The organism is Pseudoalteromonas sp. SWYJ118, assembly GCF_015864505.1.
In the GTDB taxonomy this organism is placed as follows: domain Bacteria; phylum Pseudomonadota; class Gammaproteobacteria; order Enterobacterales; family Alteromonadaceae; genus Pseudoalteromonas; species Pseudoalteromonas arctica.
The window spans coordinates 40,473-52,732 of the sequence record NZ_JADYXC010000021.1; the positions used below are offsets into that span (position 1 = coordinate 40,473).

Here is a 12,260-nt window from a genome sequence, read left to right on the forward strand (position 1 = left end):
TTATGAATATTGTCACGCCATTTCCGTCTATCAATATAAACACTGCAAATGTTTATACGGAAACTGCACGGCGTGACAACCAACTACGCGAAGTTATTCCGGCTCCCGCATCTAGTAGCGCAAGTAATACAGAAACCAAAGCGCAAAGTGATGCTGAAAAAGCAAAATTGCCAGGTAGTAGCGATGGTGCGACGTATAACGCAACGGGAAAAATAGCAGACGAAAAGTCAGTTCAGCAGCGCGATGGAAACTCAGAAAATCCTGAGGGCTCTGAAGAAGAAAGTGAAGCAATCGAGAAAAAAGAATCTGAGCAAGAAGAGCTGCAATTAGAACAAGAACAACAACAAATTACAGAGCTAAAAGCACGAGATACTGAAGTACGAATACACGAGCAAGCGCACGCTTCTGTAGGTGGGCAACATGCTGGCTCGCCAAGCTATGAGTATCAACGTGGCCCAGATGGTACTAACTACGCAGTTGGCGGAGAAGTACAAATAGATGTATCTGAAGTTCCGGGTGATCCGCAAGCGACTATAGACAAAATGCAAACGGTACGTGCTGCGGCATTGGCGCCTGCAGAGCCTTCGGGAGCTGATCGCTCTATTGCTGCAGATGCTACGCAAAAGCTAGCAGCGGCTCAATCTGAGCTTGCACAACCTGAAAAAGAAGACGACGAAGACGCAAAAAGTAAGCTTGAAGCTTCATTCTCTAGCGATGAAAGCAGCGATACAAAAACAGCTAAAAGTGATGAGCAAACACGTGATGCCGATGTTGAGGCACGGGCGGGGCGTATTGCTAACTTTTATCAAATGGCTACATCGCCAGCGAGCCAAAGTAGTTTTTCAGCGTTAAGTTAATAATTTAGTAAAACGTAACCACAAAAAAACCGCTTACGCGGTTTTTTTCGTTTTAGCTTAGCTGTACAACTATTATTTTTTCACTTTAGCATTAGCGAACGCATCGGCAAATGCATTACCCATTAACGCATTACCGTTGTCACGTTTAGGCTTTGCAGCGCGAGGTTGCGAATTATTAGCACGTGCTTGTGGCTTTTGCGTAGCTGGCGCTGCTGACTTATTACTTGTGTCAATGTCGTCATCTAAGCGCATAGTAAAGCTTATACGTTTACGTGCAGCGTCTACTTCAACAACTTTAACCTTTACAATATCACCAGCTTTAACAACTTCACGCGGATCTGATATAAATTTATTCGTGATTGCTGAAATATGCACTAAACCATCTTGGTGAACACCTACATCAACAAACGCACCAAAGTTAGCAACGTTTGAAACCACGCCTTCTAAAATCATACCTGGTTTTAGGTCACTAATTTTTTCAACACCGGCTTTAAACTCAGCTGTTTTAAATTCAGGACGAGGATCTCGACCTGGTTTATCAAGCTCAGTAATAATGTCGGTAACGGTTGGTAAGCCAAACTTTTCGTCAGTGTAATCGTTAGCAGCAAGTTTAGTTAAAAAGTCGCTGTTACCAATTAGGTTACTGACATCTACGCTATTGCGTTCACAAATACGTTTAACAACAGGATAAGCTTCAGGGTGAACTGATGAGTTATCTAGAGGATCGCTACCATTGTTAATACGTAAAAAACCAGCCGCTTGTTCAAATGCTTTTGGCCCTAAACGCTCAACCTTTTTAAGCTCACTACGTTTAGTAAATGTGCCGTTAGCATCGCGATAATTAACGATATTTTGCGCTAATGTTTTGTTCAAACCAGATACGCGTGTAAGTAGCGGTACCGATGCCATGTTTAAATCTACGCCTACTGAGTTTACACAGTCTTCAACAACTGAAATAAGACTTTGGCCTAATTGGCTTTGCGATACATCGTGTTGGTATTGGCCAACACCAATTGATTTTGGCTCAATTTTAACAAGTTCAGCAAGAGGATCTTGAAGGCGGCGCGCAATAGAGACAGCTCCTCGTATAGAAACATCTAAATCTGGGAATTCATTAGCTGCAAATTCAGAAGCTGAGTAAACCGATGCACCCGCTTCGCTAACCATAATTTTACTAAGCTTAAGTTCGCTGTTTGCTTTCATAAGCTCAGCAACCAACTTATCTGATTCGCGTGATGCAGTACCGTTACCAATCGCAATTAGCTCAACTTTATGCTGACGACAAAGTTGCTCTAACGTACGCACTGATTTATCCCAATGATTTTGTGGTGCATGAGGGAAAATAGTTTGTGTAGCTAGTAATTTACCTGTGCTATCAACAACGGCAATCTTACAGCCAGTACGAAGGCCTGGATCAAGACCTAAAGTAGTACGAGGGCCTGCAGGTGCTGCCATTAATAAATCTTTTAAGTTTTTAGCAAATACGTCGATTGCACCAGCTTCTGCTTTTTCGCGCATTGCTGCAAAAAATTCATTCTCTAGGTGTAATCCTAACTTAATTTTCCACGCCCATTGCACAACGTTTAATAACCAAGGACTTGCCACTTTATATTTAATATCTAAACGGTAATGGTCAGCAATCATGTTGGCACATAGTTGCGCTGAATTTTCAGCGCTAGGCTCTGGATTAACATTTAACTGAAGTACACCTTCATTTCGGGCTCTAAGCATAGCAAGCGCGCGGTGAGAAGGTACTTTTTTGAGAAGTTCTTGATGCTCAAAGTAGTCACGATATTTTGCACCCGCTTGCTCTTGGCCTTTAATTACAGTGCTTTCAATTGCGCCGTTTTGGCTTATGTGGCTTCTAAATTTAGCAAGTAATTTTGCGTCTTCAGCAAAGCGCTCCATCAAGATAAATTTAGCGCCTTCGAGTACCGCTTTTGTATCTGCGAAACCTTTTTCAGCATTTACAAACTGCTCTGCTTGTTGCTCTGGGTCAAGGTTAGCATCTTTAAATAGTGCATCTGCAAGAGGCTCTAAACCAGCTTCAATTGCTATTTGGCCTTTAGTACGGCGCTTAGCTTTATAAGGTAAGTATAAATCTTCAAGTTCAGTTTTACTTTGTGCATTAGTTATATCGGCACTTAGCTCTGGCGTTAATTTATTTTGCGATTCGATGGTCGATAAAATAAAACTACGGCGCTCTTCTAGTTCACGTAAATACGATAAACGCTGCTCTAAAAGGCGTAATTGGGTGTCGTCTAGGCCGCCGGTAACTTCTTTTCTGTAGCGGGCAATAAAAGGAACAGTTGCGCCTTCATCAAGTAATTTTGTAGCTGCAACAACCTGTTGCTGCTGTGCGTTTAACTCACCGGCTAAACGTGCAGAGATATCGCTCATGCAAAAACCTTTTTATACAATAAAATAAGACCAGAAGCGTGTTACTGGCGCCGTTAATTGCTTGAATAATATCACAGGAGGTAGTAATAAAAAGCTCTTAAAGCAAGCTATTTCACTTGCTTTAAGATGGTTGGGAGGGGAGTAAATAAATTCAACTAAAAGAGCGCCCTAGTGAGGATGCTCAATGTTTTCTAATACTTCACTGAAAGAGTGAGCAATAGGGCTAATATGTAGTGGAATATGTAATGTTTTAGCTATTTGGCGAGCTGAAATTAAACCACAAATTTCGCTACTTGCTGTTGTTACTAATAAAAACATTACACCTTGATGCTCCATTGTTTGCAGCGCATCACCAATACATGCATAGCTTAAACTTTGCATGCTTACACCTGTAAGTCGGCTAATTGGCGTCATAATATCGCGCAAGCTTACTTCACTTCGTGGGGTATTTAAACGCTCTGCAATAATAGTAATTTTAGAGCTTTGTAAATCGGCGCTAGAAACAAGACCAATCAATTTTTGGTTCTCGTCGGTTACTAAAACAAAATCAGATTGTTGTGCACTAACTTGTTTAAGTGCATCTGTAATCGTTGTTGTATGCTCTGCACGAATGGGCGTTTTTTGAGTAAAGTTATTTACCATTTTTAGCGCTGGAGATGATAAATCAATCAATGGTTGGTCATCTGCAAATGTGCTTGCAATAACGCCGTGAGAAACATTTTGAGTACGTAATTCTTTAAAGTTAGACATAGTAGTCACCTTAGTAGTTATAAAATTTAATTAAGTTGTAAAATAATGAATTAAATTAAATAGCTAGGTGGTCCGCGTTGGTACGCAGTGCTAAAAGGTCTGTTTAGGTTGGTGCTCTTATAAAAAGAATCTACGACATTAGGAAGTGGTTGAGGCGACCTAAAGGTAATAGTATTAACGTGAGAGTCTACGTCAAAATCGAGGTTTGCTTGGTCAGGAATGTCACAAGCAATAAAGTGATTAGATAGTTTAGCGTTATCAAGGTTTACTTCAGTGTTACTGGCATGCAGCGTCAAACTTACACTCATTAAAAGTGCAAACAATACGGCATTATTTAATATGCGCTGTACTATGTTTGACATAACCACGACCTTAATTAACTGCTTTCAAATTAAACAAATCAACTTGAATAATTCAGTTATAGCTTATCGGTTTAATTTACACAATCAAAAGTTAACATGATCTGAATCAAAACTTTTTATTTCTTTTTTTGGTAATCGATACTGTTTACATACCACTGTTTTTTACCCTGAGGAGTAGGTACCTCAAAATCGTCATCTACTTGTTTTTTAATCAGCGCCCGCGCCATAGGTGAGTCTATCGATATGTAATCTTTTCGGTCGTAAATTTCATCAGGTCCGACAATTCTGAATTTTTTAGTTTCACCTTCTTCGTTTTCAATTTCGACCCATGCACCAAAAAACACTTTTCCATCTTGAACGGGAGAGTAGTCGATGATTTTTAAATCAGGTATGCGTTTGCGTAAATAGCGTACACGACGGTCAATTTGGCGTAACAAACGCTTGTTATATTGATAGTCTGCGTTCTCAGAGCGATCTCCGAGGCTGGCTGCCCAGCTAACTATTTTTGTTACTTCTGGGCGTTTAACGTTCCATAGTTGGTCGTGTTCTTGTTGTAATTGTAAGTAACCTTCGCGGGTGACTAAATTTGTTTTCATGGTGAATTCTTTATTAACTCTAATGGTGTGCACGTTATTAAATTTGCCAAAACTTGTCGAGCGTAAAATGTAATAAAGTACGAGTAAGTAAGCTTTGAAATGTTCAGTAACAATCTAAGCAAGTAATTAGTTTTTGATTATTAAGTTTTTCATTTATATTAACTAGTAATTGGATATAAAAATAAGAAAGAGATTATGGGACACGAAACCACAAAAGTATTAGTTGTTGATGACGATATGCGCTTACGCAGTTTGCTTGAACGTTATTTAGTAGAGCAAGGCTTTATTGTTAGAACCGCAGGAAACTCGGAGCAAATGGATAGACTCCTAGAGCGAGAAAACTTTCACTTAATGGTTCTCGATTTAATGCTCCCAGGCGAGGATGGCTTATCTATTTGCCGCCGTCTACGCCAAAAAGAAAATGAAATTCCTATCGTTATGCTTACTGCAAAGGGCGACGAAGTAGATCGCATTATTGGCCTTGAACTTGGCGCTGACGATTACATTCCAAAACCATTTAATCCACGAGAGCTACTTGCTCGCATAAAAGCCATTTTACGTCGCCGAGCAAAAGAAGTACCAGGCGCACCTGCTGCTGAAGAAAACTTAATCGCTTTTGGTAAATTTACGCTTAATTTGGCAACGCGCGAAATGAGTGAAGGGGATAAAACAATATCGCTTACCAGTGGTGAGTTTGCAGTGCTTAAAGCGCTTGTTTCGCATCCACGTGAGCCACTTAGTCGCGATAAGCTAATGAACTTAGCGCGTGGCCGCGATTACAGTGCGCTTGAGCGAAGCATTGATGTGCAAGTGTCGAGACTTCGCCGCATGATCGAAGTAGATGCTGCCAATCCACGATATATTCAAACCGTTTGGGGTTTGGGGTATGTGTTTGTTCCCGACGGTGAAAAGTAATATTTATGGGCATGTTTCCGCGCAGTGCTTTTGGACAAACTGTTTTTTTAGTGGCGGCTCTGCTGCTCATAAATCAAATAGTGTCTTATGTTACGGTTAGTTTTTATGTTGTAAAACCAACCATTGAGCAAGTTAACTTGATGCTTGCTAAGCAAATTAAAACAGTATTTATTGACTGGGAAGATGGCGTTGAAATAAACGACGAAGTATCTGCAAAGTTTTTTGAAATTACCGGCATTGAAGTCATGACTCAGCGAGAAGCGATGCGTCAAGGGCTTGGGCAAAGCCGCGAATATTCTATGCTATCGCGCAGCATGACTGAGCAACTTGGTGGTTATTCTCGTGTACGTATTAGCCAAACTGATCCGTTGATTTATTGGGTTGAAGCACCGCAAGCGCCAGGTTATTGGGTAAAAGTACCGCTTAAAGGCTTTAAAGAGAACAACTTAGAGTTTTTAACTTTTTACTTATCAAGTATTGGCTTTTTAAGTGTGCTGGGTGGGTGGTTGTTTGCAAGGCACCTTAATAGACCATTAAAAGCACTGCAACAAGCTGCAGTGAAAGTGGGTAAAGGCGACTTTTCTACCAAGTTAGAAGAACAAGGCTCAACAGAAGTAATAGAAGTAACGCGCGCGTTTAACCAAATGTCGCGCGGAATTGCTGCACTTGAAAACGACCGCCGTTTACTAATGGCCGGTGTATCTCATGATTTACGTACGCCGCTTACGCGTATCCGTTTAGCCACCGAAATGATGGTTGATGAAGACGACTATCTCCGTGAAGGTATTATTTACGATATAGAAGACATGAACGGGATTATTGATCAGTTTATTGAGTATCTACGCCACCATAAACGTGAAGAACTAAGTTGCGAGGATATAAATGCTTTAGTTGCCGAAGTTGTTAATTCTGAGCTTCAGCATCAACGTACTATTACGTTTAAAAGTAATCCAAATATAGGCAATATACCATTAAGTTCTGTTGCTATTAAGCGTGTAATTACCAATATGATTGGTAATGCACTGCGTTATTCTGAGGGCGATATTGAAGTACTTAGCTATTTTAATTCAAACAAAAAATACGTGGTTATTGCTGTAAACGACAGTGGCCCCGGCATTCCTGAAAATGAATTAGAGTCTGTTTTTGAGCCATTTAAACAAGGCGATGCAGCTCGCGGCAGTGAAGGTAGCGGCTTAGGTCTTGCTATTATTAAGCGTATTGTTGATATGCACGACGGTAAAGTAAAGCTAGAAAACCGCCCAGAAGGCGGTTTAAGTGCACAAGTATACTTGCCAATAAAGGTATCAACCCCTGCATAGTAAATTCAGGGGGCCCATTATATTAAAGTGCTTTAAAACGAATAGCTGTACCGCCACTAGTGGCTAATTTAAGCATTAGTTTATCGCTTGCAGTTACAACACGTTTTTCGATAGCTAGATCGTACGGATTGTTTTTCCACTCTGCGCTTTTACCATCTTTATAAATTTGTGCTTCAAACTTTTTGCCTTGCTCTAAAAAGTCGAGTTTTACCTCAACAGTTCTGGCTTTTTCGTCAGTAACAGCACCTAGGTACCAATCATTTCCTGAGTATTTAGTGCTTTTACGCTCTTTACGAGCGAATACAATAAAGTCGCCTACTTCACCATCAATAGCAATACTTTGCTGCCAATCTGTTGGTACGTCTTGAATGAATTGAAACGCATCGGGCTTAGCCAAATAGTTTTTAGGTAAGTCGGCAGCCATTTGAATTGGGCTATACAAAACAACATAAAGTGCGAGTTGTTTGGCGAGTGTGGTTTGTGGGCGGTTTGTATCGCCTCCTAAACCATTAAAGCTCATATCAAAAATACCTGGCGTAAAGTCCATTGGTCCTGCAAGCATGCGGGTAAAAGCAAGCATTGGTACATGCTCTGGTGGGTTAGGTGGTGAACCCCATGCATTATACTCTTGTCCGCGTGCGCCTTCGCGCGCAATCCAGTTTGGATAAGTACGGCGCAGGCCTGTATCTTTAATTGGCTCGTGAGTATTAATGCTAATTTTATGCTTAGCCGCAAGTTTTACGTTATAAAGGTATTCGTTAACCATAAACTGGCCGTCATGCCATTCGTGGCGAGCAATACCGTTTTTGTCTATACGTTTTATATTTCCGCCATCGGCTACATAACCTGTTTTTACTTGGCTTACGTTTGATTTTTCGTAAAGGGCAAAAGCATCTTCCATTTGGTCACGGTAGTTGCTTACATTGCCTGATGTTTCATGGTGGCCAATGAGCTGTACGCCTTTTTCTTTGCCGTATTGAGTTAGTGCTGCTATATCAAAGTCGTCGTACGGTTTGGTAAAGTTAAATACATCGCCATTAAAATACCAATCGCCATCCCAACCAATATTCCAGCCTTCAACGAGTACGCCATCAAAACCATACTGCGCTGCAAAATCCATATAGTATTTTGTGGTTTGCGTAGTGGCGCCGTGTTTTTTACCGCTACCCCAAGTTTGCGTGTTTATATGCATACCCCACCAAATACCCACGTATTTGCCAGGCTTAGCCCACGACACGTCACCGAGTTTATTAGGCTCGTTTAGGTTTAGTATTATATCTGAATTAACTAAGCCAACAGCGCTGTCGGCTATTTGAATGGTGCGCCATGGTGTTTTAAAAGCACCTTGTTTTTTAACTGCAACACCATCTGACCACGGTGTTAAATCGGCAGTGAACGTACCAGAGCGGCGTTGATTAAGCACCATGCCTGCGTAATCAACAAGTGCGGCTTCATGAATACTAATATGAGTACCGTCACTTGTTTTAAACGTAAATGGTGTGTGAGCTAGTGGAGCTTCGTTAAGTGGAGTAGTGTTGTAAACATATTCGTAGCGGTTCCAGCCACGAGCAGGTATCCACCATGCTGTTGCATCATGGCTATTGTTTATTGCAAATTCAGTCAACTCTTTGGTTATTTCTGTATGTTCGAACCCGGCTTGTTGTGGTACTTCGTATCGAAAACCTACACCACTATCAAATGCTTTAAATCGAATAGTGTAGGTACCTTTATTTGGCTCGTTTTTTGTAAAGGTAACGGCTACTTCGTTATATTCGTCAATAACGTTTTGGCGTTCGCCCCAAGGTTGTTGCCACTGCGAGTTAACGCTTTGTTGTTCAATGCTTTTAATTTTAAAGCCGTCGCTAAAAGCTGCTTGTGTTTTAAATTCAAACCCCAGTAAAGATTTGTTTATAACCGCTTTGTTTTTAAATTTTATAGCGTAGCTTGGCGTGTTGTTTTCGTCAGAGATGCTTACTGTTATTTGTGTGTCTGGCGATTTTAGCTCTACGGTTTGTCCGTAGCTATTACTAGCAAAGGCTAAAAGCACAAGTGCTGGTATTCTCATGGTATGTCCTTAGATGAGTCGGTGGTGACATCTAAGGATAATGACTGTTGATGATTAATACGACTGCTTACATACGTATTCAATGTTTTAAAAAATAGAAAGAATTTGGTGGCTTAATCGGTCTATAATGTAAACAAATTGATAATAGCGACAAGAAAATGATAAAAAGCTTACTTTATGTATTTTTACTAAGTGTTAGTACTGGAGTTTTTGCAGCAAATATTACAATTAAAAATGCGAACAATGACCCATTACCTAATGCTGTTGTGTGGTTAACTGCAGGAGATTCCTCTAGCGTTATTCCTCCAGTAGCACCTTATGCGATGACCCAGCAAAATCGAGAATTTAAGCCGCGTATTTTAGTTGTCCCAAAAAATGCAAAGGTGGAGTTTCCGAATGCGGACTCTATCATGCACCATGTTTATTCATTTTCTAAAGCCAAAACGTTCGAATTAAAGCTATATAAAGAGCATCCCAAAGCCCCCATTACTTTTGACCAAACGGGTGTGGTTGAGCTTGGCTGTAACATTCACGACTGGATGTTAGGTTATATTGTGGTGGTAGACAGTACTATTTTTGCTATTACTGATGAAAACGGGAATGTTGATTTAAATGCCAACGCAGGCGAATACACGTTAAGTGTTTGGCATTCTGGGTTTAGTGATATTAGTAAGGTTGAATCTCAAACTATTACTGTGGCTACTAACCCTATCACTTATAAAGTAAAGCAGGAAATTGCGGAGCAAATTGACTTTGCTACGGATGAATTTGATGACTATTAATCGCTTAATGAGGCTGGCATTTTTAGCCGGTGCTTTATGTTTTAGTAATGCATTGTATGCACAAGTAAAAGGCTTGATACAAATTAGAGCCGTGCAGGGGGACGATATACGTAGCTTCCAAGAGGGCGGTCTTGGGCTATATCGGCACGATACTAAAAGCGACGAACTTATTTTATCCCAAGGTATTTTAGATTTTAATGTTGATTTAGCATCTAGTTGGTCGGCTCATGGGGTGTTAAATGCGAATCAAGATCCTGACGTTGGCCTTGGTTTTACGCAGGCTTATATAAAGTATCAGCCGCTATCTAACAGCAACTATAAATGGCACATGCGCGTGGGGGGTTTTTACCCACTTATGTCGCTTGAAAATCCTGATATAGGGTGGACTTCTCCTTATAACTATACAAACTCAGCTATTAATAGCTGGATAGGCGAGGAAGTACGCACTGTTGGCGCAGAGGTAACTATTAAGCGCCCAGCAAAACGTTTTAACAGCGCTCATAGCTTTAGTTTTGTAGGTGCTACATTTAAAGGCAATGATCCTGCCGGTACTTTACTTGCGTGGCGTGGTTTTGCATTACACGATAGACAAACTACATTTAACGAAAGTATTAAATTTGCGCCTATAGCGGCATTAAATGCATACGAATTACGTTGGCAGGCTAATCAGGTTTTACCGTTTGAAGAAGTAGACGGTCGTTTTGGCTATTACGCTGGCGTACATTGGGATTACTTAAAAAAATCACAATTTCGAATTTATTATTACAACAATAATGGCGACCCAACCACACTTAATATTAGTACAGGGCAGTATGCTTGGGATACTCGCTTTACAAGCGCCGCTTGGCTTTATAAGTTTAATAGTAAAACACGTTTAATAGCACAGGTACTTAATGGTAAAACTGAAATGGGCAGTAACGCATTAATTGATAATGCTTTTTATAGCCATTATTTAATGCTGAGCCATAAAGAAGGCAAACATCGAGTTTCAGTACGTTATGATTATTTTAAAGTTACTGACAACGACACAACCGCGTTTGACCCTAATGCAAGTAATGGGGAAGGCTTAACCGCAACATGGCGCTACCAGCTCACTAATAAACTACAAATAGGGGTTGAAGGTTCTGCACTTAAAAGTGCTGCAAAAAATAGAGAGCCAATTGGATTTAATGAACGAATCTCGCAGCAGCAAATAATGCTAAATGCGCAATGGCGTTTTTAAAAGCATAAAAAAGGGAGCATTTAAATGCTCCCTTTTTAGTTTAATAAAATTGGTATAGATTATTTTTTATCGAATGCGCGTTTCATGTAGTTAGGTGTAGCGAGTGCACCATGGTGAATACCGTTGTTATAGTACTCGCTGTGCTGTGCAATATTTGCAGCTGCATCTTCTCTAAAACCGTCAAATGCTTGTGATTTACGTGCAAGTGTTACTGACCATAAACCGCTTGGGTAAATTGGTTGTGGAAATGGTAATGTTTGTAAATCGTTAAAGCCTACGCTTAACATTGCTTCGCGCATTTCAACTAATAGTGGCATGTGCATAAGTGGTGATTCACTTTGTTGTACTAAAATACCACCTGGGCGCAGTGCATCTAAACAGCTTGTGTAAAACGCATGGTTAAATAAACCCTCACCTGGACCTACCGGATCTGTGCCATCAACAATCACTACGTCGATAGATTCGCCAGCGGCTTCGCGCATGTATTTAATACCGTCGTCAAACATAACAGTTGCACGGGCGTCGTTATTAGATTCACAAAGCTCTGGGAAGTATTTTAACGACATTTGCGTTACTACTTCGTCGATATCTATTTGCGTTACAGTTTCTACGCCTGGGTGTTTTAATACTTCGCGTAAAGTACCGCAGTCGCCGCCGCCAATAATAACGACGTTTTTAGGGTTTGGATGCGCTAAAAGTGCAGGGTGGCTGATCATCTCATGATAAAAGAAGTTTTCGCGGGTTGTTACCATAGTACACCCGTCGATGATCATTAAATTACCAAAGTCTGTGGTTTCAAACATTTCTACCTTTTGAAAAGGAGACTGTTTTTCATCTAACTTTTTATTAATACGTAATGAAAATGCGCTGCCATCGCGGTCGCTAGTTTCAGTAAACCACTTACTTTGATCTAAATTTGCCATAGTTACTATTACACTTTTTAGGTTGAGTATGAAAAAGGGGCAATTCTGCCAGTGCTTGGCGTTTTGCTC

The 12,260-nt window shown here is 40.6% G+C and carries 11 protein-coding genes; 5 read left to right on the top strand and 6 right to left on the bottom strand.

The window, feature by feature from the left end; genetic code table 11:
• Positions 1 to 2: 2 nt before the first annotated feature.
• A complete protein-coding gene (locus tag I6F48_RS16810) occupies positions 3 to 857 on the top strand; it encodes a putative metalloprotease CJM1_0395 family protein (protein WP_197119886.1) in 855 nt (284 codons plus the stop codon).
• Between the two features lie 72 nt (positions 858 to 929).
• Here I6F48_RS16810 and I6F48_RS16815 read toward each other — a convergent pair whose 3' ends face one another.
• The 4 genes from I6F48_RS16815 to greB form a co-directional block, all read right to left on the bottom strand.
• Entirely contained in the window at positions 930 to 3,257 is a 2,328-nt protein-coding gene (locus tag I6F48_RS16815; protein WP_101216089.1) for a Tex family protein, read from the bottom strand.
• Positions 3,258 to 3,425: 168 nt separating this feature from the next.
• On the bottom strand, positions 3,426 to 4,007 hold the full coding sequence (locus tag I6F48_RS16820; RefSeq protein ID WP_024594284.1) for a CBS domain-containing protein: 582 nt from the start codon (positions 4,005 to 4,007) through the stop codon (positions 3,426 to 3,428).
• A gap of 50 nt (positions 4,008 to 4,057) precedes the next feature.
• Positions 4,058 to 4,369 (bottom strand): hypothetical protein, encoded by a 312-nt coding sequence (locus I6F48_RS16825; RefSeq protein ID WP_007584977.1) that lies wholly within the window; start codon positions 4,367 to 4,369, stop codon positions 4,058 to 4,060.
• Between the two features lie 116 nt (positions 4,370 to 4,485).
• On the bottom strand, positions 4,486 to 4,965 hold the full coding sequence (greB, locus tag I6F48_RS16830; RefSeq protein ID WP_007584978.1) for a transcription elongation factor GreB: 480 nt from the start codon (positions 4,963 to 4,965) through the stop codon (positions 4,486 to 4,488).
• Between the two features lie 195 nt (positions 4,966 to 5,160).
• Between greB and ompR the strand changes: the two genes are divergently transcribed.
• Both ompR and envZ read left to right on the top strand, forming a co-directional pair.
• On the top strand, positions 5,161 to 5,880 hold the full coding sequence (gene ompR, locus I6F48_RS16835) for an osmolarity response regulator transcription factor OmpR (protein ID WP_002959552.1): 720 nt from the start codon (positions 5,161 to 5,163) through the stop codon (positions 5,878 to 5,880).
• A 5-nt stretch (positions 5,881 to 5,885) separates the two neighbouring features.
• Positions 5,886 to 7,199: a two-component system sensor histidine kinase EnvZ gene (gene envZ / locus I6F48_RS16840; protein WP_024607434.1), complete on the top strand. Its 1,314-nt coding sequence runs from the start codon at positions 5,886 to 5,888 to the stop codon at positions 7,197 to 7,199.
• A 22-nt stretch (positions 7,200 to 7,221) separates the two neighbouring features.
• On the opposite strand, the gene I6F48_RS16845 is transcribed toward envZ, so the two are convergent.
• Positions 7,222 to 9,264, bottom strand: coding sequence for a glycoside hydrolase family 97 protein (locus tag I6F48_RS16845; protein WP_197119887.1), 2,043 nt, complete (start codon positions 9,262 to 9,264; stop codon positions 7,222 to 7,224).
• A 158-nt stretch (positions 9,265 to 9,422) separates the two neighbouring features.
• Between I6F48_RS16845 and I6F48_RS16850 the strand changes: the two genes are divergently transcribed.
• On the top strand, positions 9,423 to 10,046 hold the full coding sequence (locus tag I6F48_RS16850; protein WP_197119888.1) for a methylamine utilization protein: 624 nt from the start codon (positions 9,423 to 9,425) through the stop codon (positions 10,044 to 10,046).
• Positions 10,036 to 11,268, top strand: coding sequence for a hypothetical protein (locus I6F48_RS16855; protein ID WP_197119889.1), 1,233 nt, complete (start codon positions 10,036 to 10,038; stop codon positions 11,266 to 11,268). Before I6F48_RS16850 ends, I6F48_RS16855 begins: the two co-directional genes overlap by 11 nt.
• Before the next feature lie 59 nt (positions 11,269 to 11,327).
• Here I6F48_RS16855 and speE read toward each other — a convergent pair whose 3' ends face one another.
• Positions 11,328 to 12,191: a polyamine aminopropyltransferase gene (gene speE / locus I6F48_RS16860; RefSeq protein ID WP_197119890.1), complete on the bottom strand. Its 864-nt coding sequence runs from the start codon at positions 12,189 to 12,191 to the stop codon at positions 11,328 to 11,330.
• Positions 12,192 to 12,260 lie beyond the last annotated feature (69 nt).